Genomic DNA, 24480 nt, shown 5'->3' on the forward strand with positions numbered 1-24480 from the left:
CACCAAACTGGTCGGCGGCGGCAGCGGCCTGGAGAACTTCGACACGGCCATCCCGTTCCCGATTCCGGCCAATGGTGTCGAAGTCATCTGGAACCACATCACCCGTTACCGCGGCGGCAGCGTCAAGCGTCTGGTCACTCAGGCCACGCCGCAGCCCAACGGCTCCTACAGTCTGGTGTACTTCTCCGATCAGTTCGTGTTTCGCGACAAGATGAGGGATTTCGATCCGAAAAATCCAGGCAACATCCTGTTTTACTTCAAGCAGGAAGTGACTGCTCCGGCACGTCTTGCGGGCAGCGTGCTGCTGGTGCACGAAACACTGGATCAGGTCGCCGAACCGCGTTCGGCATGGCTGTATAACGCCGGTCAGCGGCGTGTGCGACGTGCCCCACAGGTTTCCTATGACGGGCCGGGCACCGCTTCGGATGGTCTGCGTACTTCCGACAATCTGGACATGTACAACGGTGCGCCGGATCGCTATGACTGGAAGCTGATCGGCAAGCAGGAAATGTACATAGCGTCCAACAGCCACAAGCTGGACGATCCGACGCTCAAGTACGCCGACATCATCAGGGCTGGTCACATCAACCAGGACCTGACCCGCTATGAGCTGCGTCGCGTCTGGCACGTCACCGCCACCCTCAAGGAAGGTCAGCGGCATATCTATGCCAAGCGTGACTTCTTCATCGATGAAGACACCTGGCAGGCTGCCGTTATCGACCATTACGACGGGCGTGGTCAGCTGTGGCGGGTTGCCGAAGCGCACGCGGAAAACTATTACGACCAGCAGGTGCCGTGGTACGCGGTGGAAACGCTGTATGACCTGCAATCCGGCCGCTATGTGGCTTTGGGCATGAAAAACGAAGAGAAGCGGGCGTACGAGTTCGGTTTCACTGCCGGCACCAGCGACTTCACCCCCAACGCACTGCGTCAGGAAGGCGTTCGTTGATACCTGATCGATACACGCTGTGAGTGGACGTCTGCCTCGTGCTCCTGAAAAGCCCCTTGATTGGGGCTTTTTCATTTTCAGGACGCTGACTTATAAACTGTAGGAATTTTGTTACAGTCTTTTCGGTGATGACCTTTCAAAAGAAACGCTTTACCCGCTAGTCTCGGAACACCGCGATGCCGAAACAACGATCTTCACACGAGCCGGCCATGACTGATCTGTCCCGAATGCAAGGGTTCGCAGACAGCGCGATTCCTGCGTTGGAAGGGCGATTTTTCCGTCCACCTCTCCCTGAGGCTTATGTTCCTCGCCCCCGCTTGTGCCAACGCCTCGATCAGGGCTTGAGTGGCAGGTTGCTGTTGGTGTGTGCTCCGGCCGGGTTCGGCAAGAGTTCGCTGGCCGTCGAGTTCTGTCAGGGGCTGCCGGACAAATGGCAGAACGCATGGCTGGGTCTGAGCGCACGCGACAGTGACCCCGGTCGTTTTCTCGAACGTTTGCTGGCCAGCCTTCAGCAGTTCTTTCCGCAACTGGGCACGCAGGCAATGGGCTTGCTGAAAATGCGTCAGCGTCACCAACCGTTCGCGTTCGAGGAGTGGCTCGACGGTCTGCTCGACGAACTGGCCATGCACCTGATGCTGAGCAAGCCGCTACTGTTGGTGCTTGATGATTATCATCTGGCACAAGGCCCGGTTCTTGACCGCTGCTTGCAGTTCCTGCTCAACCACTTGCCGGTTGGACTGGTGATCATGGTGACCAGTCGACAGCGTCCTGAGTGGCACCTGGCACGCCTGCGTCTGACCCGGCAGTTGCTCGAGCTCAACGAGCAGGACCTGCGCCTCACGCATGCCGAGTCCATGGCGGTGCTGGATCGGCACAGCAGCTCGCTCGACAGCGAGGTGTTGCAAAGCCTTGTCCAGCGCAGCGAAGGCTGGGTGGCCGGGCTGCGATTCTGGTTGCTGGCGGCGTCCGGGGCCGGGGATGAGAGCACCCTGTCACACACGCTGCGTGGCAGTGAGGTGCTGATTCGCGAATACCTGCTCGAGGAAGTGATCGACTGCCTGCCAGCCGAGGTTCAGGCGTTTCTTTATGACACTGCGTGTCTGGAGCGATTTTGCGCCGAGCTGTGCGATGCTGCGCGCGACAGCCATGACAGCGTCGAGATGCTGGCTTATCTGCAGGCGCATCAGGTATTTCTGGTGCCTCTGGACGAGCGGGGCCACTGGTTTCGCTATCACCATCTGTTTTCCGATCTGTTGCGCGCACGGCAGACTGGCGGCGCGCAACCGACCCGTCTGCACCTGAATGCCTGTCGCTGGTTCAGTGCCCAGGGGCAACTGGACGAAGCGGTCGAGCAGGCATTGCGCGCCGGTCACCTGGATGTGGCCGCCAATCTGGTGCAGAACCTCTCCGAAGAGCAACTGCTGGCCGAGCAGAATGTCGGCATGTTGCTGCGCTGGAAGATGGACTTGCCGGATGAGCTGTTGACCAGTACGCCACGCTTGATTGTGCTTTACGCCTGGGCACTGGGGCTGGCCTGCCAACTGGATGCTGCCGAGGAACTGGCCAACCAACTGAGCCGGTTCCTGCCTGCGCCCTCGGCGACCGCACAAAAATCCATGCTTGCCCAGTGGCTGGCACTCAGCGGCATCATCGCGCGTGGCCGCGGGGACAGTGAAAAGACGGAACGCTATTGCACTGAGGCTTTGCTGAGCCTGCCGGAAAAACGCTATGGCCAGCGGCTGGTCTGCCTGTCGACACTGGCCAACCTTGCGGTTGCCAAGGGAGATCTGTGGCAAGCCCGTGTGCTGAATCGTGATGCGCTGGAGCTGGCGCAGCGTGTTGCCAACCCGTTGTTCGAGGCGCTGGCGCATTACGACCGTGCCAGAGTCCTCCAGGCCCGTGGCGAAATTCTGCGTGCGCTGGACGAAGTGCGACGTGGACAGCAGCGTCTCAAAGGGCTGTCCACCGTGCGCCTGTACGCGGTGCGCGCGCGCCTGACGCTGTATGAAGGCTATTTGCTGACCCTGCGCCTGCACGTGGATCAGGGGCGGGTTCTATTGCTGGCCGGTCTGGCCGAAGCACGCGCCTGTCGCGACATCAGCGTGCTGATCGGCCACAGTATGATTGCCACTATGGAGGGATGCGCCGGACGATTTGCCGAAGCCTTTGCCGAGCTCGCCGAGGCCGAACGCCTGATGCATATCTGGAACGTACCACCGGTCTACTATCTGGCGATGATTACCCAGGTCAAGTGCGAATTGTGGCTGTTGCAAGGGCGCATGGATCTTGCCGAAGCCTGGCTGCTGCGCTTGACTCAGACCTACAGCGGAGGGGCGGGCGCTGCGGCTCCCGAGTGTCACCCACAATTGCCGCAACACATTGAATTGCAGCGTGCGGTACTGGAACAGACACAAGGTGACAGCGTTGCCAGCGAGCAACGTTTGCAGGCGCTCGAACGGTGCGCTCAGGAGGTGGGTGCGCATCTGCTCGGGCTGCTCGCCATGACCCGGCAAATCGGTCTGCTGCTGACTCAGACACGGCAGGACGAGGCGCAAGCACTGTTGCTCCGCAGTCTGCACGCAGCGGCCGGCGGGGCACTGTTACCTTTCAGAGCGTTGCTGAGTGAGCATTCCCAATGGCTGCATGAGCAACTGCTTCAGGTTCCGCCCTGCAGGGTTCGCGACGCCTTGCTGGAAAAGCTTCCGGCCTCTTGCGCAGCGGCAGCCGAGCCTGCGCAAGGCAGCAATTGCCTGAGTGTCCGCGAACTGGGCGTGCTGCAACTGATTGCACAGGGCTGTTCCAATCAGGAGATCAGCGAGCAACTGTTCATTTCCCTGCACACCGTCAAGACGCACGCCAGCCATATCAACAGCAAACTGGGGGTCGAACGGCGTACCCAGGCGGTGGCGAGAGCGAAGGTGCTGGGCTTGCTGGGTTAGCTGGCCGGTTGATCCACCGTGGTGATCAGGCCGGGCTGCCCGCCCACAGCGTATCGACCTCTGCCAGCCCCCAGTCGGTGGGCCTTTCGATTTTGACGATCGCGTCCGGATCGGCAAAGCAGCCCAGGTCGATGATCTGCGCGGCGAACGTCTTGCCGGTGCGCGCCGACATGAAAACCTTCACCCTTGGTTTTAGCAGCGACGCCTCGCTTTGCTCTACCACGACGCCGAGACGCCCGCTTTCAAGGCGGACCAGCGTGCCGATCGGATAGATGCCCACGGTTTTGACGAAACTTTGAAACACGATGTCGTCAAAATGCCCTTTCCAGGACGCCATTTCGCGAATCGAGTGGGCAACGCCCCAACCCTTTTTGTACGGGCGGTCGGAGGTAATCGCGTCATAGACATCGCAGACTGCGCCCATGCGCGCAAAGATGCTGATCTGATCACCCTTCAGGCCGTGGGGATAACCCGAGCCGTCGACCTTCTCGTGGTGATGCAGGCACACGTCCATGACCGTTGCCGCCACAGGTTGAGTCTCTTTGAGGATCTGCAGGCCCAGTTCGGGATGAGCCTTCATGATCTCGAACTCTTCATGAGTGAGGCGGCCCGGTTTGTTCAGCACTTCCGGTGCGATCATCATTTTGCCGACATCGTGCATCAGTCCGGCAACACCCGCTTCGCGCACCTGGTCGTCAGGCAGACCCATGCGTCTGGCGAGCGCTACCATCAGTGCGCAGACCGCCACCGAATGCATGTAGGTGTATTCGTCGGACGTCTTCAGGCGTGACAGGCTGATCAGCGCATGCGGATGGCGCAGGATCGAACCGGAGATTTCTTCCACCAGTAACTGCACATTGTCGACATCCATGGCCTGGCCCATGCGGGCCTCGGTAAACATGGCCATGACTGCGTTTCTGGCCCTCCCGCAGATAGCCCGGGCGCGCAGGACTTCCTTGTCCAGACTGGCTGGGGCGGTGTCCTTGACGGCTGGTGTCGATGAGGCCTGAGGTACAATTGCACGGCTTTTGCCGGTTTCGATCCAGACGTTCCGGGTGTCCGATTGCTGGATGCGCCTGAGCACTTCGACGTCATCAAGCATGACTTCGATCAGGCCTGTCCAGAAAGGATCGTCCGTCCAGCGGCGGCAGACTTTATGGATGTGCATGCCGAGGACAAGGTCGGCGACAGGGATTTTTTTTAGCATGCTCAGTCACCCGCGTGCGTTGGCATGGCAGGCAACGAGCGGGCGCAACAAGCAGGCTGCAGGTTGCTGGCTGATGCCAGCGGCAGGGTGCAGGCGCTACCGAACGACATGATGTCACCTCGTTGACTGCAAGGATCATCCTGATTTCGAAATGCCAGTATACGGTGCTGCCAGCAAAAAAATATGCCTGTTTATTGTGTGTCAACAACACGTCAATCGCCCTGCCTGACGGTTTCAGAGTGGCTGCCCTGCAGGATTTTTGACGTAATCGAGTGCCTGAAAGCATTTCACGCGACGGGTACGCCGCCCGACAAATGATGATATCGGCGGGCAAAGTACACCAGCGCGTCCGAGTCGCTCTGATGCCTTATATCCATCACTTCGCAAAAGAGAATGTCATGGGTGCCGACGCTGACCGATTGGGTGATCTTGCAGTCGAGCGCCAGCTTGGCTTTGTCCAGTATCGGTGCGCCGGTCACTCCGCTTTCCCATTGGCCACAGGCAAAACGCTCTTGCTGTGAAGTCTTGCCGCCGAACAGGTTGGACAGGTCCTGCTGACTGTCGCCCAGCGTATTGACACACAGCAGGCCATTCTCGATGAAGGTTTCATAGACCGAGGCACTGCGGTTGATGCATACCAGCAGCGTCGGTGGTTGATCGGTCACGCTGCAGACAGCTGTGGCGGTAAAGCCGGCACGACCACCGGGGCCGTCGGTGGTGACGACGTTGACGGCGGCGGCGAGGCTGGACATTGCATCGCGAAACGCCGACTGACTGACCGGATCAGTGTCTGGCAGGCTGGCATGGGCTTGAGAGTTGGCAGGCATGGGATGAGTCCTTTCAGGTTTGTGCGCTGAGGAAGTCGAGCACGGCGCGTTGGAAGGGCAGCGGATCGGTAATGTTCGAAGCGTGGCCGCCATATTCCAGCAACACCAGGCTGGCATTGGGCAGGGCTTCGGCCAGATGCCGCGATCGTTGCCACGGCACCAGCATGTCGTCGCGGTTGGCAATCAGCAGGGTCGGCGTGCGGATATGTGCCAGGTCAGCCTCCACGTCGAAGCTCTCCAGCGCATGAATGCGCCGCAGCAGGTTGTCGGTGTCGGGAAAGTGCGCCAGTGCATGGGCCTCGTCATCGGCCAGTCGGACACCGTTGGCAGCGATCCAGTCTGCCGGGTAGAGGAACAGCGCCTGCGCTTGTACGTAGGCCTCCGGCCCGCTGTTCAACAACAGTTTTTTGCGCACTGAAAAGCACCGCGCGCTGTGTGGGTTGGGGCTGCTCCAGGCATTGATCAACACCTGGCTTTGCAGCAGCTCCGGCCTTAGCAGCGCCAGCTCCAGGCCCACCAGACCGCCCAGCGCATGGCCCATGAAATGGCAGCGCTGGATGCCGAGTGAATCGAGCAGGGTCAGCAACTCCACGGCCATATGCCGGATCGAATAGTCCGGCGGCAGAACCGCAGGGCTGCGTCCGGTCCCGGCATGATCGTAGACGAGCACACGGTAATCGCGGGTCAGCAACGCCAGGTCATCCGCCCAGTAGCGGCTGGAGCCGCCCAGCCCGGAGCTGAGCACCAGTGTGGGCGCGTCGGCATGCTGGCAGGCATGAAACTCATGGAACATGGGTTTTCTCCGGGTGGGCGTCAACTGCCCACGGTGCGATTCAGCCGATGTGGGCGATACTGGCGATTTCGATCAGGGCATCGGGTTTTACCAGGCCGCACTGGATGCAGTAACGGGCTGGCTTCTCGCCGGCGAAATACTCGGCATACACTTCGTTGACCTTGGCGTAGTCGGACCAGTCGCGAATCATGATCATGTTGAAGGTGACATCGTCCATCGTTCCGCCAGCCGTTTCGACCACGCTTTTGATGGTTTCCAGCACATGGCGGGTCTGTGCGCTTGCGTCGCCGACGTGCACCACATTGTTGTCCTTGTCGAACGGCAGCGTACCCGAGACGTAGAGCACGCCGTCGGCCATGGAACCCGGTACGAAGGGGGCGATGGGCTTGGTGGTGCCGGCTGGGATGATCGCTTTCTTGGTCATGCTGGAGTCCTCACGAAGGTTGCCCGACAGGGCTGAAGGTAGAGCAGAAATCGTCGACGCTGGACACCCAGCCGAAGAACGTTTCGATGTTGAACAGCGCGGCTTGCTGAGCGAATTCCGGACCTGCCTGATGGGTTGCATCCGCCAGCACCACGCCGAAATATTCCAGATGGAAACCGTCGCGCAATGTCGATTCGACGCAGACATTGGTGGCAATGCCGGTGAACACCAGATTGCGAATCCCGCGGCTGCGCAGCACGCTGTCGAAGCTGGAGTTGAAGAAACCGCTGTAGCGGATTTTCGGCACCACGATGTCGCCAGGCTGTGGCTTCAGCTCATCGACCAGTTGATAGTCCCAGCCGCCCTTGGCCAGCAGTTGCCCGTCAAGCTCAGGGCGTTTGCGCATGGTTTTCAGAGCATTGGACTTGTGCCAGTTCGGTGAGCCGGGGCCGCCGGCCTCGACATAGGCCGGGTCCCAGCCATTCTGGAAAAAGATCACCGGGATACCTGCAGCTCGTGCTGCGGCACAGGCCTTATTGATATTGGCGATGACCGGCCCGGTGCTGCTGACATCGAACCCGGCGAGATCCAGATACCCGCCGAGCGACGCGTAGGCGTTCTGCATGTCGACCACCACCAGCGCGGTTTCGCCGGGTTTCATGCGCAGCGGTTCGGGACGGGCGGGCAGCTCGCGGGCGGGCTGCGGGTCCGGCAGGTCAACGCCTGCGACAGTTGTCGAGGTGTTCATCAGACCACCTCCTTGAGCTGCACGATGTGCTTGCGGCTGGTCATCAGCGGCTGGATCTTCTCGCCAAAGTCCTCGACGCCTTTGACGAAGTCATCGAACGTCAGCATCACGCCCTGAGTCCCCGGTACAGTGGCGACCTCGTCGAGCATTCGAGCCACTGTGGCCCACGAGCCGACCAGCGTGCCCATGTTGATGTTGACCGCCGAGGTCGGGTCGGCCATCTGTCGCAGATTGGAACCGGCACTTTTATCCGCCGAGCCTTTTTCGCTCAGCCAGGCGATGGCTTCTTCGTCGGCACCGTCCTTGATGTGTTCCCAGCGAGCGCGTGCCGCTTCGTCGGTGTCGTCGGCGATGATCATGAACAGCACACAGGAGGTGACGTTGCGACCGGTCTTTTCGTTGGCTTCGATCAATTTATGAGCGGTAGGCGCAAAGGCGGTGGGGGTGTTCACGCCTTTGCCGAAGCAGAAATTGTAGTCGGCGTATTGCGCTGAAAACGCCATGCCCGCTTCGCTTTGACCCGCGCAGATCAGCTTCATGTCGGCTTGTGGGCGAGGGCTGACGCGGCAGTCCTGCATGCTGAAGTGTTCGCCCTTGAAATCACTGCTGCCGGTAGCCCACAGGTCACGCAAGACCTGGGCATACTCGGCCAGGTATTCGTAGCGGGTGTGGAAGAACTCATCGCCGGGCCACAGGCCCATCTGTTCGTATTCCGGCTTTTGCCAGCCAGTGACCAGGTTGATGCCGAAGCGTCCGTTGGAAATCGAGTCGATCGTCGACGCCATGCGCGCTGCAATGGCGGGCGGGATGGTCAGGGTGGCGACGGTAGCGAACAGTTGAATTTTGCTGGTCACGGCTGCCAGCCCGGCCATCAGCGTGAACGACTCCAGGTTATGTTCCCAGAACGCTGTCTTGCCGCCAAAGCCCCGCAATTTGATCATCGACAGCGCAAAGTCGAAGCCGTAGCCCTCGGCCTTCTGCACGATCTGTTTGTTCAGCTCGAAAGTCGGCATGTACTGCGGTGCGTTGCTGGAAATCAGCCAGCCGTTATTGCCGATGGGGATGAAGATACCGATGTCCATATAAGGCCTCTCTGCGTGGGTCGATGCATGCCAAAACGACTGGCGGCATTTGAATCGTCTTCGTAATCGGCTTTTGCATTAAGCGGGCCAAGAATTTTTATCGTTTTTATTCAATGGCTTGTAAATTTACTGGAAGTTTTTCAGACCATCTGGTCTGAATCAGAGCACTTGGTTTGTGCAGGGTGCACGCGGATGGGGCAGGTCTGACGGGGCAGGTAATCCGTATCGACAAAACAGCTGCGCCCGTTAAGATGCCCGCTTATTTCGGCATCACTGGATGGATGTGCGTGAACAAGAAACCTCCCTTGGCTGAACCCGCGAACAAGCGTGCACGCAAGGTCAAGCCAGAGACTGTGGTCAAGACGACCCGCGAGCCCAGTGCAACGTCCCTGAAAAGGCGCATGCGCCTGATGGAAGGCAAGCGCACGCTGATTCTCGATGCGGCGCTGGAGATATTTTCCCGCTACGGCGTGCACGGCAGCAGTCTGGATCAGGTCGCGAGCCTGGCGGACGTTTCCAAGACCAACCTGCTGTACTACTTCAGCAGCAAGGACGATCTTTACCTGAACGTGCTGCGTCAGTTGCTTGAGGTCTGGCTGAGTCCGCTTGTGCACTTCACCGCCGACAAGGAGCCGGTTCAGGCGATCAGTGCCTATATCAAGGCCAAGCTGGAGATGTCTCGTGATCATCCGGCCGAATCACGGCTGTTCTGCATGGAAGTGATGCAGGGCGCACCACTGATCCAGGGCGAGTTGCAGCATCCGTTGCGCGACACGGTGCAGGCCAAGGTGGCAGTGATTCAGCACTGGATCGACAGCGGCCGGTTGGCCCCCGTCAACCCGCACCATCTGATTTTTACCTTGTGGGCGACGACTCAGCATTACGCCGACTTCCGTACTCAGGTCGAGGCGGTCACCGGCAAGACGCTGGACGATCCGGCGTTTTTCGAGGAAGTGCTGGCGAGCCTGCGCAGCATGGTTCTGGACGGGATTTTGCCGCGCAACGCCTGAATGCTGCGCTTGCTCCTGGACGCGCACTCCGGACGGGCAGCAAATGTGCGTGATGCACAAACCAAGTGCTCTGATTCGGACCGTTTGATCTGTTTTCAACGGTGCGATCAGGTCAGGTCGTTGTTGCATAATGTTTTTCGGGGAGTGGCATGGATGCTGCTAAAGCCTGAGAGTCGGCCACGTGCTGTCCTCATCGGCCATTACCCTCAGGAAAACGTCTATGTACAAGAAACTGTTGCCCGGGACATTGTGTGCGGCCGTAGCGTTCGGGACAGTCAGCCTCGCTCAGGCTGAAGGATTGACCCTCAAAGGGCCTGCGAAGATCGCCATGGTGTATATCAGCCCGCGCAATGACGGCGGCTGGACTCAGGCCTTCGACGAGGCGCGGGTGAAGCTGGAAAAGGAACTGGACACAAAAATCCAGTTCGTGGAAAGCGTGCCCGAGAACGCAGCAGCCATTACCCCCGTGGTCGACCGACTCATCGCGCGCGGTGCAAACATCATCGTCGGCACCGCGTTCGGCTATTCCGACACCTTCCTTGCGCTGGCAAAAAAATACCCTGATGTCGCATTCCTGAATGGCTCGGGCACCACCAACGCGGCCAACCTCGAATCGTTTTATGGCCGTACTTACGAGAGCCAGTATCTGTGCGGCATGGCAGCAGGCGCTGCCTCGAAGACCGGTAAACTGGGCTTCGTCGCTGCCAACCCGTTCGGCCAGGTCAACTGGACTATCAACGCTTATGAACTGGGGGCGCGGCAGATCAATCCGAAAGCCACCCTTACCGTGGTCTACACCGGAGCCTGGAACGATCCGGTCAAGGAGCGCGCGGCAACCATGGCGCTGATCGACAACGGCGTCGACGTGGTCGGCCAGCACGTCGACAGTCCGACACCGCAGATCGTTGCTCAAGAGCGCGGCATTCATGGGACCGGTCACCATCGCGACCTCAGCGAATTCGCCCCCAAGGCGACCGTCTGTTCTTCGTTGTGGGTGTGGGATCGCTTCCTGGGGCCAGAACTCAAGAAAGTCATTGCTGGCAACTGGACGCCTGCCGCCAACGGTGCGCTGTTGTCGATGCAGCAGGGCGGTACCGATATCACGCTGACTAAAGACCCGATCATTTCCGACGACAATCGCAAAAAGATCGAAGCCGAGCGCGCCGAGCTGCTGGCAGGCAGGAAAATCATCTACAGCGGTCCGCTGGCTGATCGCGATGGCAAAGAGCGAGTTGCGGCGGGTCAGCAGTTGTCTGACCCGGATCTGTGGAAAATGGACTGGTTCGTCGAAGGCGTGAAGACTCAGCAATGAGTCAGGTCAACGCGCTGCAACTCACGGGTATCAGCAAATCTTTCGATGGTTTCAAAGCGCTGATCGATGCCGACTTCACTGCCTGTTGGGGCGAAGTGCATGCGTTGCTGGGCGAGAATGGTGCAGGCAAGTCCTCGCTGATGAACATCGCAGCCGGGCTGTATGCACCGGAAAGCGGCACGCTGTTGCTGGACGACAACCCGGTTCAGCTTCAGGGGCCAAGAGATGCCAGCCGCTACCGGATCGGCATGGTTCACCAGCACTTCAAGCTGGTGAAGCCCTTTACGGTGGCGCAGAACGTTCTGCTGGCGCTGCCCGAGCAACCGGGTGAAGGCAGCTATCGCAAGCGTCTGCGTGCACTGGAACAGGAGATTGTCGACAAGGCCGGCGCGCTGGGTTTTGCGATTGACCCGACGCGGACCGTCGACAGCCTGTCGGTCGCTGAACAGCAGCGTGTCGAGATTCTCAAAGTGCTGCTGGCCGGCGCGCGGATCCTGATTCTCGATGAGCCAACCGCAGTCCTCACCGATCAGGAAGCCGAGCGCCTGCTGCTGACCGTTCAGGCCTTCGCGAGGCAGGGTGCGGCGGTGATTCTGGTGACGCACAAGATGGCTGATGTCAAACGCTATGCCGACCGCGTGACCGTGATGCGCGGCGGGCGCACCGTGCAGACCCTCGATCCGCAAAAGGTAAGTGTCGAGCAACTGGTACAACTGACCGTGGGCGAATCGGTGTCGGTCGCCGAGCATCACCCTGCGACGCCTGGTGAACTGCGCTTGCAGGTGCGCGACTTGCGCAGTGTCGGCAGCAGCGCGCTCAATGGCGTGAACATGGCCCTGCACGCGGGGCAGATCTACGGTATTGCAGGCGTTGGCGGCAATGGCCAGGCCGAACTCGCCAATGCATTGATGGGGCTCCCGCACGTCACCGAGGGTGAAATCCACATGACCGCTTTCGGCGATTTGCGCAACGCCTCGGCCGACCAGCGCCGGCAACTGCGTATCGCGTCTATCCCGGCGGACCGCTATGGCGCGGCGCTGGCCGGGTCGTTGTCGGTGGCCGAGAACTTCGGCGTCGGCAACATCCACAGTGGCCAGTACGGCTCTTTCTGGCGTTTGGGCTACAAACGCCTGAAACAGGATGCGCAGCGTGCAGTGGCGGACTTCGATGTGCAGGGCGTGCGCTCTCTCGATCAGAAAGCCGCACTGTTGTCGGGGGGTAACGCTCAGAAACTGGTGATTGCCCGCGAATTCAGCCGCGACCCGCAATTGGTGCTGGTGCATAGCCCGAGCCGGGGGCTGGACGTGCGTGCCACACAGGCGGTGCATGCCCGCTTGCGGGCCGCTCGGGACGCTGGCGCTGCGGTGCTGGTGATCAGCGAAGATCTGGACGAAGTATTGGCCCTGGCTGACCGTATCGGCGTGATGAACGGCGGGCGCATCGTCGCCGAGTTCGATTACCCCGCCGACCGTCAAGCCATCGGCAAAGCGATGGTGAGCCATGAATGAAATAGCGCAATCCCCTGTAGCTGCCCCGAAAACCGTGCGGCAGCCGTTGCTGTCGCGACGCTACACACTGGAACTCCGTCAACAGACCGGTTGGCCTTTGCAGGTGCTGATCATTGCCCTTGCATTGCTGATCGGGTTGGCCATTTGTACTTCAATCCTGATTGGTGCCGGCGTGCCTGCGGACGAGTTGCTCAACGAGTTCGTCGTTCAGACGGTATTCGATGCGCAAAACTTCAAGGCCGTGCTGTTTCAGGCATCGCCGATGATTATGGTCGGGCTGGCCGGGTGCATGGCATTTCGGGCGCGCTTCTGGAACCTGGGCCTGGAAGGCCAGATGATCTGGGGGGCTATCGGGGCCACGGCGATTTCGCTGTTTCAGGTAGGGCCTGAGTTGCTGCGTCTGCCGCTGATGATGTTGGCGGCCTTGTTCTGTGGACTGCTGTGGGGCCTGGGGCCGGTTCTGTTGAAGCTCAAATGGCAGGTCAACGAGATCATCTCGACCCTGATGCTCAATTACATCGCCGCCAATTTCCTGCTGCACCTGGTTTACGGCAGTTGGAAAGATCCACGAGACAACTTTCCCTACTCGCCTGCGTTCCAGAGCTTTGAGCGATTACCCGATCTGTTTGCCGGGTATAACGCAGCGATTCCGCTGGCGCTGCTGGTAACCGGCCTGACGCTGTGGTTTGTCGGCGTCTCGCGGGCCGGTCTGTACCTGCGTTTCGTCGATGCCAACCCGAACGTCGCCGCAGCCGTAGGCGTGCCGGTGCGCAAGATGATTATCGGCACTGTGCTGCTTTCAGGTGCGCTGGCCGGGCTCGCGGGGTTTGTCGTGACGTCGGGACAGGAAGGTCGCCTGACCCAGTCGTTCTATCAGGGGTACGGTTTTTCCGGAATCCTCATCGCCTTTCTGGCCCGCAACAATCCGGTAGCCGCCACTGTGGTCGCGTTGCTGATCGCCATGCTGTTCGTGGCCGGGCGCAACCTGCAGGTCTTCTATCAGATTCCGTTTTCGATGGTGCAACTGATCCAGGCGATCCTGGTGATCTGCGTCGCGTCGTCGGACTTTTTTATCCGCCATCGCCTGCGTCGCATTCAGGCAGGAGAACGTTGATGGAGCTTATTTCCCACTGGCTGGGCAGCGCACCGGACTTTGCCGTGCCGTTCGCGCTGGCTGCACTGGGCCTGATCCTCATCGAGCGCAGTGGCGTACTGGCGCTGGGTGTCGAAGGGCTGATGCTGGTCGGTGCACTGGCGGGCATCGGGATGCAACTGAGCCTGGGGTCGCCGGGCCTGTCACTGCTGGCGTCGATGGTCGCGGCAGGTCTGGTTTCGTTGTTGTTTGCGCTGATGGTGCTGGTCCTGCGGATCAATCAGGTGATTGCCGGGTTGGCTCTGGTGTTCTTTTGTCAGGGCTTGACCGGGCTGCTGGGCACGCTGCTTGGCTGGACCAATCGACCGGTCAGTGGCTTGCAGGCGGTAGAACTGTGGCCGTTATCCGAGCTGCCGGTGGTGGGCCGGGTGTTTGTTCAGAATCCGATGGTGTACCTGACTGTGGTGGTTTTCATTGCCGTGGTCTGGCTGCTTGACCGTACCCGGACCGGGCTTCGTTTGCGGGCCATTGGCGAGAACCCGCAGGCCGCCGATGCAGCGGGCATTTCCGTATCGGGTTATCGTCTGGCAGCGATTGTCGCCGGGTCTGCCTTGATGGGGCTGGCGGGTGGCTTCATTGCCGTGCTCAGTACCAAGATGTGGATTGCGGACATGACGGGCGGACGCGGCTGGATCGCGGTTTCACTGGTGATCTTCGCACGCTGGTCGCCGTGGCGCGCCCTGGCGGGTGCATTGCTGTTCGGCGGTATCGAGGCGCTGATCCCGCAGCTGGCGGCAACGGGCGTGCGTCTGCCTCAGTATTTTGTCTTGATGACGCCTTACGCCGTCACGCTGCTGGTCATGGTCTGGGTGGCAAGCGGCAAGCGTCAATCCAGCAGCCAGCCGGGTGCGCTGGGGGAACCTTACATCCGTGAGGAACGACGTTGAATGAAACGCGCGAAGCGCCGTAGTACGGGCGGTTCAGCCGGGGTTAAGGAATTTTTGACAGACGGCATGCTCTAATCCGGTTACCAGCGTTCGTCAAAACCAGGAGCTCCTGAATGTTTACCTCGCGTCGTTTGATCATTGTCGCCACCGCCGTAGCCATGCTGTCCGGCTGTGCGACATCCAATCCCTATGACAATCAAGGCCAGGCACAAAGCTCCGGTGGCATGAGCAAAACCGCCAAATACGGCGGACTCGGCGCATTGGCCGGTGCGGTAGCAGGCGCAGCCATCGATCATAACCATCGTGGCAAGGGCGCATTGATCGGTGCTGCCGTTGCGGGGGCTGCATCGGCAGGTTACGGCTACTACGCAGACAAGCAGGAAGCGGCATTGCGCGAGAGCATGGCCAACACCGGCGTCGAGGTGCAGCGTCAGGGTGATCAGATCAAGTTGATCATGCCGGGCAACATCACGTTTGCGACGGACTCCTCGGCCATCGCCAGCAGCTTCTATTCGCCGCTCAACAACCTGGCCAGTTCGCTGAAGCAGTTCAACCAGAACAACATTGAAATCGTCGGTTACACAGACAGCACCGGCAGCCGTCAGCACAACATGGACCTGTCGCAACAGCGCGCTCAGAGCGTGGCGACGTACCTGACCTCGCAGGGCGTTGACCAGTCGCACCTCTCGGTGCGTGGCGCAGGCCCCGACCAGCCGATTGCCAGCAACGCCGACGTCAACGGCCGCGCGCAGAACCGTCGCGTAGAGGTCAACCTGAAGCCGATTCCGGGTCAGCAGTACTAAGCCGAACGCCTCGGAAACGATAGGTAGCACACCCGCTACCTATTGTTTCTCACGGCAGCGTGGGAATGCACTGTGTGACGCTCTGCGTCGCAATGCGATGACGTGAGCAGGAGGCGCAGCGTCCAGGACGGCATGCCGACGCGGAGCATTGGCACAACAGTTGATAGCTGAAACGCGAGGTTTGCGGCGGCCTTGATGGCCTCTTCGCGAGCAAGCTCGCTTCCACTTCTCACCAGTCAATATCAATGCCGCGCCGGATACTGCTCATGCAGTCTGTCCAGCAGCCTGTCTTTCTCCTCCCATAACGCATTGATCCACTGCTGAAATTCCAGCCGGTATTCACCGTCCTGGTCGTAGTTTTTGCCGAGGAACTGCTGCGGAATCCTGATTTCTTCGAAGTGGGCAACCACTTCCTTGACGTTGCCGCACAGCAGGTCCCAATAGCCGGGTTGCCCGCCCGGATAGTGGATGGTCACGTTGATGATCGACTCCAGCTGTTCGCCCATCGCATCAAGCACGAAGGCAATGCCGCCCGCCTTGGGTTTGAGCAAGTGGCGAAACGGCGAGTTCTGCTGGGCGTGTTTGCCGGCCGTAAAGCGCGTGCCTTCGGCGAAGTTGAAAATCCCTACGGGGTTGTGGCGGAATTTCGCACAGGTGCGGCGCGTGGTTTCCAGGTCCTTGCCTTTCTTTTCCGGGTGTTTCGCAAGGTAAGCCTTGGAGTAGCGCTTCATGAACGGAAAGCCCAAAGCCCACCACGCCAGACCGATGATCGGGACCCAGATCAGCTCCTGCTTGAGGAAGAACTTCAGCGGGCGAATGCGCCGGTTGAGCACGTACTGCAAGACCATGATGTCAACCCAGCTCTGGTGATTGCTGGTGACCAGATACGAGTGCTGGTAATCGAGTCCTTCCAGGCCGCTCAGGTGCCAGCGGGTATGGCAAAGCAGTCTGATCCAGGCATTGTTGTTACCGATCCAGATTTCATGAATGTGGCTCATCAGCCAGTCGGTGAAGCGCTGTGCAGCAGAGAAGGGCAGGCAGATCTTGAGAATCGTGACCGCGAACAGCACCGAGCAACAGATGATGGTGTTCAGCGCCAGCAACAGCGAGGCAATGACGCCGCGTAACGGGGCAGGCAGGAAATCCATGAAGGAGATGGCTCCGGAAGTTGTCGGAAGCCGCAGACTGCTCTGCGGCACCATGATCGGGTATCAGGACAGCGTGTCCGCCTGGATGGCTGTCAGCGCAATGGTGTAGACGATGTCGTCGACCTGTGCGCCTCTAGGCAGGTCGTTCACCGGTTTGCGCAGGCCTTGCAGCATCGGGCCAAGGCTTACGCAGTCGGCACTGCGTTGCACCGCCTTGTACGTGGTATTGCCTGTGTTCAGGTCCGGGAACACGAACACGTTGGCGCGTCCTGCCACCAGGCTGTCCGGAGCCAGCTGCCGGGCGACATGCTCGTTGGCGGCAGCATCATACTGCAGCGGCCCGTCGATCAACAGATCGCGCCGGGTCTCCCGAGCCAGTTGCGTGGCTTCGCGGACTTTCTCCACTTCTTCGCCACTGGCTGAGTTGCCGCTGGAATAGCTGATCATCGCCACCCGTGGCGAAATGCCGAACGCTGTGGCCGAATCGGCGCTTTGCAGAGCGATCTCGGACAGTTCGCTGGCACTTGGGTGCGGGTTCATGATGCAGTCGCCATACATCAGCACCTGCTCGGGGAAAAGCATAAAAAACACCGAAGACACCAGCGTGCAGCCCGGTGCGGTCTTGATCAGTTGCAGGGCAGGCCGAATGGTATTGGCGGTGGAATGAACAACGCCCGACACCAGCCCGTCGACCTCGTCCAGCGCCAGCATCACTGTGCCGAGCACCACCGGGTCTTCGAGCTGCTGCTCGGCCATGGGTGCGTTCAGGCTTTTGTTTTTGCGCAGTTCTACCATTGGCGCGATATAGCGCTCTCGAATCAGCTCCGGATCAAGAATTTCGAGCCCCTGCGGCAGTTCGATCCCGTGCGCCTGCGCGACAGCCTGCACGTCCTCTGGCCTGGCCAGTAACACGCAGCGTGCAATGCCACGCGCCTGGCAGATGGCGGCTGCCTGAATGGTCAGCGGCTCGTTGCCTTCCGGCAGGACGATGCGTTTATTGGCTGCCTGGGCACGCTGGATCAGTTGATAGCGAAACACCGCGGGTGACAGGCGCAGCTCGCGGGGTGTGCCACAACGTTGATGCAGCCAGCTGGCGTCGAGGTGGCTGGCAACGAAATCGGTGATGTTTTCCGCGCGCTCGCGGTCATCGATGGGGATTTCCTTGTTCAACTGATTGAGGCGGTTTGCCGTGTCATAGGAACCGCTGCTGACCGACAGCACAGGCAGACCGGCCTGGAATGCGCCTCGGCACAGCTCCATGATGCGCGGGTCGGGCACGGTATCGCTGGTCAGCAGCAGGCCAGCCAGCGGTACACCATTTATTGCCGCCAGGCTTACCGCCAGAATGATGTCGTCACGGTCGCCCGGCGTCACCACCAGCACGCCCGGCTTGAGCAGCGGCACGGTGTTGAGCACCGTACGGGCACAGATAATGATTCTGGACATACGACGCTGATCGTAGTCGCCCGCGTTCAGCACCTGCGCGCCCAGCAACTCGGCCACATCACGGGTGCGCGGTGCATTGAGTTCGGCGCGATAGGGGATGCAGCCCAGCAGCCGGAAATCGCCACTGCGCAACAGCGGCGAGTGCTCTTTCAGGCGCGAGGCGAAGACCTCCATGCTTTCTTCGGTGCGGACCTTGTTGAGTATGACGCCCAGCACCTTCGGGTCCTTGGGTCCGCCAAACAGCTGAGCCTGCAACTCGACCCTTCCCGACAGCTCGGCAAGCACTTCATTTTCCGGCGCAGAGACCAGGATGACGTCGGCGTCCAGACTCTTGGCCAAATGCAGATTGACCCGCGCGGCGTAGCTCGCGCTACGGGTCGGGACCATGCCCTCGACGACCAGCACGTCCTTGCCGACAGCGGCCTGCTGGTAAAGATTGATAATCTCTTCGAGCAGTTCATCCAGTTGCCCGTCGCCGAGCATGCGCTCGACATGCGCCAGGCCCAGAGGCTTGGGCGGCTTGAGGCCGTGGGTGCGGGCCATCAGTTCGGTCGAGCGCTCGGGGCCAAGATCCCCTGGATGTGGCTGGGCAATCGGTTTGAAAAAACCTACCTTCAAGCCGGCCCGCTCCAGCGTGCGCACCAGGCCCAGGCTGATGGAGGTCAACCCCACGCCAAAGTCAGTGGGGGCGATGAAAAAAGTCTGCATACTGGCTTCTCGATTGAGCAGTGCAAGGGTCGCAGCACATAGGGAACAGCTGCCGACCGAAAAAGTCCGGAAATCGTCTAGCGCGATTTCTCTGCGGCAAGACTATCGTTATCTGCAGCGTTCGCACACCAGCCGCAACGAAAGGCCTGACCTGTCATCTGTTGACGTTTTATCGGGTCCAGCACCCAGGCACGCGACTGCCACGGTGGCTGGTGACGCAGGTGTTGAGTGTGGCCGCAGGACAGTAGCGCAATCCAGTGCCCTTCTTCATCCTGCCTGAAGCCAATAACCGTTGAACTTTCCAATCAGGGCCGTCTGTCAGAGTTGCGTTCGCTTTCGGGCGATTGCTTGGTTAAACTTGCTCGTTCTTCAATCTTAAGCAAAAGGTCTTGTCCCCATGCCGATCGCCGCCAATAAGGCTGTCTCCATTGACTATACCCTGACCAACGACGCTGGTGAGGTCATCGACAGCTCTGCCGGTGGTGCGCCGCTGGTTTACCTGCAAGGTGCAGGCAACATCATCCCTGGCCTGGAAAAGGCGCTGGAAGGCAAGGACGTCGGTGACGAGCTGAAAGTCGCCGTCGAGCCGGAAGATGCCTACGGCGAATATTCTGCCGAGCTGGTCAGCACCCTGAGCAGCAGCATGTTCGAAGGTGTCGACAAACTTGAAGTCGGCATGCAGTTTCACGCTTCCGGCCCGGATGGCGGCATGCAGATCGTGACTATCCGCGATCTGGATGGCGATGACGTCACTGTCGACGGCAATCACCCGCTCGCAGGCCAGCGCCTGAACTTCGACGTGAAGGTTGTGGCAATTCGCGATGCCAGCGAAGAAGAAATGGCTCACGGCCATGTTCACGGTGAAGGCGGTCATCAACACTGATTTGTGCGGTCAGGGTCCGTTCCCGTTTCATCGCGGCCGCGCTGGAACGGAAACAGACCCCAGGCTCAGGTCACTGAAAAGGCGCCCTGGCTGTTCTGCGATGACGACTTTCGTTACGCGTGCGGTCACGGTGCCTTTTTTCAGGTTGTGGCCTTGGGTTACTTGTTTCAAAAGAGGTTCTCATGAGTGCTTTTCACGACATCAAATTGAAAGCGCTGGGTGGTCAGGAACTGCCGCTGGCGGATTTCAAGAATAAAGTGGTTCTGGTAGTCAACGTCGCGTCCAAATGCGGGCTGACGCCGCAATACGCAGCACTTGAAAACCTCTATCAGCAATACAGGGACAAGGGCCTGGAGATCCTCGGGCTGCCGTGCAACCAGTTTGCCGGGCAGGAACCGGGTACCGAAAAAGAGATTGCCGAATTTTGCGAACTTAATTACGGCGTGACGTTTACTCTGGGTGAAAAACTCGATGTCAACGGGCCAGAGCGGCATTCGCTTTACCGCCTGCTGGCGGGCGAAGGTGCCGAGTTTCCCGGGGACATCACCTGGAACTTCGAAAAATTTCTGGTTGGCAAGAACGGTGGGGTGAGCGCGCGCTTCTCTCCGCGTACTCCGCCGGATGATCCCGCAGTGATTCTGGCCATCGAAAAGGCCCTGGCGCAAAACTGATCATGTGGCCGGGGTAGCGATTGCTCGCCCGGCTTTCTTCTGCCTTCGCAGCTTCTGCACTTAAATCAGCCAGATCAATAGTACTGGGCCATTGCTGACGCCCGGCGATATCCTGCGCGCCTGATCTGGCGCCTGTCGCCGCAGTGCAATTCACTTATGTCCGGAGTTCCGCATGTCGGTAGAAGCCTTGTTTACGCCTTTGCGCCTGGGCAGCCTGGCGTTGTCGTCGCGGGTAGTCATGGCGCCTATGACCCGTTCGTTCTCGCCGGGGCATGTGCCCAACTCGAAGGTTGTCGAGTATTACCGGCGTCGTGCGGCGGCAGGTGTAGGCCTTATCGTTACCGAAGGCACAACGGTCAATCACAAGGCTGCCAATGGCTATCCAGACGTTCCGCAGTTTTTTGGTGACGCGCCGCTGGCCGGTTGGCGCAAGGTGGTTGAGGCGGTGCATACGGAGGGCGGCAGGATCGTCCCGCAACTCTGGCATGTAGGCGCAGTGCGCCGTCCCGGTACCGAGCCGCACGCAAGCGTGCCTGCCTACGGGCCGATGGAGAAGGTCAAGGACGGTCAGGTGCTGGTGCATGGCATGAACAGGCAGGACATCGACGATGTTGTGGCTGCCTTTGCCCAGGCCGCCGCCGATGCCAAGGCGATTGGCATGGACGGCGTCGAAATCCATGGGGCCCATGGTTATCTGATTGATCAGTTCTTCTGGGAAGGCAGCAACCAGCGCACTGACGAATACGGCGGCAGCCTCGCCAACCGTTCGCGGTTTGCCATCGAGTTGATCAAGGCCGTGCGTGTCGCAGTGGGACCTGACTACCCGATCATTTTCCGTTTCTCGCAATGGAAACAGCAGGACTACACTGCGCGGCTGGTGCAGACACCGGAAGCGTTGGGTGAATTCCTGCAACCTCTGGCTGACGCTGGCGTGGACATCTTCCACTGCTCGACCCGGCGTTTCTGGGAGCCTGAGTTTGAAGGCTCCGACCTGAACCTGGCGGGCTGGACGCGCAAGCTGACCGGCAAGCCGACCATTACCGTCGGTAGTGTCGGGCTGGACGGCGAGTTCCTGCAATTCATGGTCAATACCGACAAGATCGCGCAACCGGCCAGTCTGGAGAATCTGCTGAAGCGGCTGGGCAACGGCGAGTTTGATCTGGTGGCAGTGGGGCGTGCCCTGCTGGTCGATCCGGACTGGGCAGTGAAAGTGCGCGAGGGACGCGAGCAAGACATCCTGCCATTCAGTCGAGACGCACTGATGACACTGGTCTGATCTTCTTGGTGGCTGCGTGCCTGATTTCTTTGACGTGAGCGGTATTTTCGCCGGGGCACGCCTCACGCAACTGACGCTCGAACTGATCGATAATCGCTGTCCAGCCCTGGCGACTCGCATGTTGCCGGGCGTTCAGGCGCACCCGACGCAATGTCTCGTCGTCTTCCAGCAACCAGCGCGCCGCGTCGATAAACGCAGTCTGGTCACCCGGCATCGCCAGCGCACCATTGTGGCCATGGCGGATGTGCTGCCCGGCAGCGGCCTCATCGTAAGCGACGACACCCAGCCCTGAGGCCAGCGCTTCCAGGACCACATTGCCGAACGTTTCGGTCAGGCTCGGAAACAGAAACATATCTGCCGAGGCATAGTGCATCGCCAGCACCTCGCCCCGCTGAGTTCCACAAAAGATCGCGTCCGGGATCTGTTGCTCAAGCTGTGACCGCTGAGGTCCATCGCCCACGACAATCAGTTTGATATTGCGTTGTGGGTAACTGTCCTTGAGCGCTGCGAAGCTGGCATTGAGCAGCCCCAGATTTTTCTCTGGCGCAAGTCGTCCGACGTGTATGACCCCGATGTCACCTGCCTGCAGGCCCCAGCTCTCGCGTAACGACTGCGAGCGTCTGGCGGGTGTGAACAGTTGGCTGTCGACGCCGCGAGACAACAGTTCGATCCTTTCAAAGCCACGCCGCTCCAGCTCCAGCTTCTGGCTGACGCTCGGCACCAGGGTCATGCGCGAACGGTTATGGAACCAGCGCAGGTAGTGAGTCAGCAATCGCGTGATAAACCCCATACCGTATTGCTGCGTGTATTGCGGAAAGTTGGTGTGAAAGCCGCTGATCACTGCGATCCCCAAGCGCCGCGCCGCCCGTAATGCCGATAGCCCCAGCGGGCCTTCGGTGGCGATGTACAGCACATCCGGCCGACGCCGTTGCCAACGCCGTAACAGCTTGTGCATCGAAGACTGACCCCATTGCAACCCTGGATAGCCCGGTATCGGCCAGCCCCGGCACAACAGCAGGTCTTCCGCAGCACCCGCATGAGTCTCGTCATTCTGGCGTGGCCGGACCAGTTCAACCCGATGCCCGCGCAATCGCAACCCGTCACAAAGTCGCCCAAGGGTATTGGCAACGCCATTGATTTCGGGAGTAAAGGTTTCAGTAATCAGGGTGACATTAAGGATTTGGCTCATGGGAGCAGTGTCGGCTGATTACATTTCGTTTATATGGCGGTTGTGTGATGGATTGGTGATAGGACGCTGGGAGACAGGTGAGCGGGTGTGACATTGTGCATAATAGCCAATAAGTAAATAGAGTGATTGTAAAATGTGTTTTATAAAAGCCGTGATGAGGCGTATTGGCGTCCTGCAAAAGTTTACAAGATTTCCCAACGGTGTGTAGTGCGCCCATGCTACTAACTGGCCATGTCTCGAAATGTTTTGGGAAGAGAGTCGTTAAAGTTTAATATTTTCTCAAGTGTTTTAGCGGCGGGCGTACCTTTCAAGTAATCCTCTTCATAAAGGGGGGCTTCTCTCTTTATGTACCCAACCCTCTGTTTTCTGAAAGTAAGCGCTTGACTCGGGTTTTGCGATTTTTTCCAGTAGCACAGTAAAAAATTACAGCGTAATCAGATAATTTCGAGCACGTTAGCGAAGATTCCAGGTATCGATGGGGTGGTGAGTGGTGTTGTTTTTTGTCGTACTCCCAACGGTGTAACGTTCAGAAACGGCGTAGAGCTGCTAGAGGTCATTTCAACGGTCCTCTGTTACTTTCCATTGCTCTATGGCTCCTGTTATCTAGACGCAACAGAGCAAGCGTAAGGCCAATCTTGACATGTTAGTTTAGTCCTGCGCGCTTGAGTCGAGTGGGCAGGGTTCTGATTTTTTGGCCTACAGGGGCGGCCTGCATGAAATTTTTTGAAACGCTGGCAACGTTTGTTCTCTAGCAGCAACGGCTTGCCGGCGGTCAGGTAGACGAGTTCGGTCATGGTTGTAAGGCTTGAAGTTTTTGTTTGTAGGAAACTTCTTTATAGCTATATTTTTTGCAGGGTTTTGATTCGTCTGATAGCATTCGCTCTCTTTTCAAAGGGATATGAAATGTCAGATTTAATGTATGCGCCACCGAAAGCCAGCCTGGGAAAAGATGAGTCGGGCAGTAGCGGTCCGGAATTTTACGTCGTGTCTCTAAAGAAATTCTTCATTCTGTACCTTTTGACATCGGGCTTTTTCGCGATGTACTGGTTTTATCGAAACTGGTCGCTGAACAAGAAATTTTCAGGCAGTAAAGTGTGGCCCGTTGCGCGTGTGATCTTCGCCGTTATTTACGCCTTTCCGCTATTTCGTACGGTGGACAAAAGTCTACGCCGACAGGGTCGTGGCCATATGGCGTACTGGGCGATTAGCGCTTTGGTGTTGCTGGCGTTGACTATTGCGGGGATGGTGCTTTCGCAAGGTGTCTCTGGGCATATGCAATTCAAACCGGTCGGCGGCTTTCTGGTATGGGCCGTTCTGCTGGCAACTGCGCAAACATTTAATTTAATGCTGGTGCAGTCGAAGATGAATGCCGCGGCGCTTGATCCAGAGGGACGTACCAACTCAAGATTGACATGGGCCAATGGCATATGGATTCTTGCCGGGTGTGCTATCTGGTTGATGAGCATGCCGACCTACCTCTCTGCGTCTGCTGCAGGGTAGATACTACTGACGCCAAT

The 24480-nt window shown here is 59.2% G+C and carries 21 protein-coding genes and 2 pseudogenes; 12 read left to right on the forward strand and 11 right to left on the reverse strand.

Annotated features, from left to right (window positions below; translation table 11 throughout):
* Window positions 1-949, forward strand: a 949-nt coding sequence (locus tag ALO80_RS18470) for a DUF1329 domain-containing protein (RefSeq protein WP_055010041.1), incomplete at its 5' end; no start/stop codon positions are given.
* 209 nt (window positions 950-1158) lie between these two features.
* Entirely contained in the window at window positions 1159-3888 is a 2730-nt protein-coding gene (locus ALO80_RS18475) for a LuxR C-terminal-related transcriptional regulator (protein WP_055010042.1), read from the forward strand.
* Between the two features lie 25 nt (window positions 3889-3913).
* Here the strand turns inward: ALO80_RS18475 and ALO80_RS18480 are convergent, their stop codons facing one another.
* The 6 genes from ALO80_RS18480 to rutA all read right to left on the reverse strand — a co-directional run bounded on the left by ALO80_RS18480 (window position 3914) and on the right by rutA (window position 8969).
* Window positions 3914-5095 (reverse strand): HD-GYP domain-containing protein, encoded by a 1182-nt coding sequence (locus ALO80_RS18480; protein WP_055010043.1) that lies wholly within the window; start codon window positions 5093-5095, stop codon window positions 3914-3916.
* A 287-nt stretch (window positions 5096-5382) separates the two neighbouring features.
* Window positions 5383-5922 (reverse strand): NADH-dependent FMN reductase RutF, encoded by a 540-nt coding sequence (gene rutF, locus ALO80_RS18485; protein WP_055010044.1) that lies wholly within the window; start codon window positions 5920-5922, stop codon window positions 5383-5385.
* 13 nt (window positions 5923-5935) lie between these two features.
* The gene (gene rutD, locus ALO80_RS18490) at window positions 5936-6715 is read right to left on the reverse strand and encodes a pyrimidine utilization protein D (RefSeq protein WP_055007252.1); all 780 of its coding nucleotides are present in this window, start codon (window positions 6713-6715) and stop codon (window positions 5936-5938) included.
* 40 nt (window positions 6716-6755) lie between these two features.
* Complete coding sequence (rutC, locus tag ALO80_RS18495) at window positions 6756-7139, reverse strand: pyrimidine utilization protein C (protein ID WP_054984448.1); 384 nt, start codon at window positions 7137-7139, stop codon at window positions 6756-6758.
* A gap of 10 nt (window positions 7140-7149) precedes the next feature.
* A complete protein-coding gene (gene rutB / locus ALO80_RS18500) occupies window positions 7150-7887 on the reverse strand; it encodes a pyrimidine utilization protein B (RefSeq protein ID WP_055010045.1) in 738 nt (245 codons plus the stop codon).
* Window positions 7887-8969 (reverse strand): pyrimidine utilization protein A, encoded by a 1083-nt coding sequence (gene rutA, locus ALO80_RS18505; protein WP_055010046.1) that lies wholly within the window; start codon window positions 8967-8969, stop codon window positions 7887-7889. Before rutA ends, rutB begins: the two co-directional genes overlap by 1 nt.
* A 281-nt stretch (window positions 8970-9250) precedes the next feature.
* Here rutA and rutR point away from each other — a divergent pair, with 281 nt between their 5' ends.
* From rutR to ALO80_RS18535, 6 genes are all read left to right on the forward strand, one after another.
* Window positions 9251-9979 carry a pyrimidine utilization regulatory protein R gene (rutR, locus tag ALO80_RS18510; protein WP_054984445.1) on the forward strand — a complete coding sequence of 243 codons (729 nt, stop codon included), beginning with the start codon at window positions 9251-9253 and terminating at the stop codon, window positions 9977-9979.
* A gap of 220 nt (window positions 9980-10199) precedes the next feature.
* Entirely contained in the window at window positions 10200-11291 is a 1092-nt protein-coding gene (locus tag ALO80_RS18515) for a BMP family ABC transporter substrate-binding protein (RefSeq protein WP_055010047.1), read from the forward strand.
* Window positions 11288-12799 carry an ABC transporter ATP-binding protein gene (locus ALO80_RS18520; RefSeq protein ID WP_055010048.1) on the forward strand — a complete coding sequence of 504 codons (1512 nt, stop codon included), beginning with the start codon at window positions 11288-11290 and terminating at the stop codon, window positions 12797-12799. The genes ALO80_RS18515 and ALO80_RS18520 overlap by 4 nt, the downstream gene beginning before the upstream one ends.
* Complete coding sequence (locus ALO80_RS18525; protein ID WP_055010049.1) at window positions 12792-13913, forward strand: ABC transporter permease; 1122 nt, start codon at window positions 12792-12794, stop codon at window positions 13911-13913. The genes ALO80_RS18520 and ALO80_RS18525 overlap by 8 nt, the downstream gene beginning before the upstream one ends.
* Window positions 13913-14839: an ABC transporter permease gene (locus ALO80_RS18530; protein ID WP_055010050.1), complete on the forward strand. Its 927-nt coding sequence runs from the start codon at window positions 13913-13915 to the stop codon at window positions 14837-14839. Before ALO80_RS18525 ends, ALO80_RS18530 begins: the two co-directional genes overlap by 1 nt.
* A gap of 113 nt (window positions 14840-14952) precedes the next feature.
* Window positions 14953-15642 (forward strand): OmpA family protein, encoded by a 690-nt coding sequence (locus ALO80_RS18535; RefSeq protein WP_003433676.1) that lies wholly within the window; start codon window positions 14953-14955, stop codon window positions 15640-15642.
* Between the two features lie 242 nt (window positions 15643-15884).
* On the opposite strand, the gene ALO80_RS18540 is transcribed toward ALO80_RS18535, so the two are convergent.
* From ALO80_RS18540 to ALO80_RS29810, 3 genes and pseudogenes are all read right to left on the reverse strand, one after another.
* The gene (locus ALO80_RS18540; RefSeq protein ID WP_055010051.1) at window positions 15885-16790 is read right to left on the reverse strand and encodes an acyltransferase; all 906 of its coding nucleotides are present in this window, start codon (window positions 16788-16790) and stop codon (window positions 15885-15887) included.
* Between the two features lie 63 nt (window positions 16791-16853).
* Window positions 16854-18944, reverse strand: coding sequence for a phosphate acetyltransferase (gene pta, locus ALO80_RS18545; RefSeq protein WP_055010052.1), 2091 nt, complete (start codon window positions 18942-18944; stop codon window positions 16854-16856).
* Window positions 18945-19021: 77 nt separating this feature from the next.
* Window positions 19022-19327: pseudogene (locus tag ALO80_RS29810) on the reverse strand (DUF3565 domain-containing protein).
* Window positions 19328-19341: 14 nt separating this feature from the next.
* Between ALO80_RS29810 and ALO80_RS18550 the strand changes: the two are divergent.
* The 3 genes from ALO80_RS18550 to ALO80_RS18560 all read left to right on the forward strand — a co-directional run bounded on the left by ALO80_RS18550 (window position 19342) and on the right by ALO80_RS18560 (window position 21774).
* Window positions 19342-19827 (forward strand): FKBP-type peptidyl-prolyl cis-trans isomerase, encoded by a 486-nt coding sequence (locus ALO80_RS18550; protein ID WP_054984437.1) that lies wholly within the window; start codon window positions 19342-19344, stop codon window positions 19825-19827.
* A gap of 182 nt (window positions 19828-20009) precedes the next feature.
* A complete protein-coding gene (locus ALO80_RS18555) occupies window positions 20010-20498 on the forward strand; it encodes a glutathione peroxidase (RefSeq protein ID WP_054984435.1) in 489 nt (162 codons plus the stop codon).
* A 172-nt stretch (window positions 20499-20670) separates the two neighbouring features.
* The gene (locus ALO80_RS18560; protein ID WP_055010053.1) at window positions 20671-21774 is read left to right on the forward strand and encodes an NADH:flavin oxidoreductase; all 1104 of its coding nucleotides are present in this window, start codon (window positions 20671-20673) and stop codon (window positions 21772-21774) included.
* Here ALO80_RS18560 and ALO80_RS18565 read toward each other — a convergent pair.
* Both ALO80_RS18565 and ALO80_RS32360 read right to left on the reverse strand, forming a co-directional pair.
* Window positions 21743-22963, reverse strand: coding sequence for a glycosyltransferase family 4 protein (locus tag ALO80_RS18565; protein ID WP_055010054.1), 1221 nt, complete (start codon window positions 22961-22963; stop codon window positions 21743-21745). The genes ALO80_RS18560 and ALO80_RS18565 overlap by 32 nt on opposite strands.
* Window positions 22964-23184: 221 nt before the next feature.
* Window positions 23185-23520: pseudogene (locus tag ALO80_RS32360) on the reverse strand (hypothetical protein).
* Window positions 23521-23866: 346 nt separating this feature from the next.
* Between ALO80_RS32360 and ALO80_RS18570 the strand changes: the two are divergent.
* Complete coding sequence (locus tag ALO80_RS18570; RefSeq protein WP_055010067.1) at window positions 23867-24463, forward strand: hypothetical protein; 597 nt, start codon at window positions 23867-23869, stop codon at window positions 24461-24463.
* Window positions 24464-24480 lie beyond the last annotated feature (17 nt).

Source organism: Pseudomonas caricapapayae, from assembly GCF_001400735.1.
Taxonomy (GTDB): domain Bacteria; phylum Pseudomonadota; class Gammaproteobacteria; order Pseudomonadales; family Pseudomonadaceae; genus Aquipseudomonas; species Aquipseudomonas caricapapayae.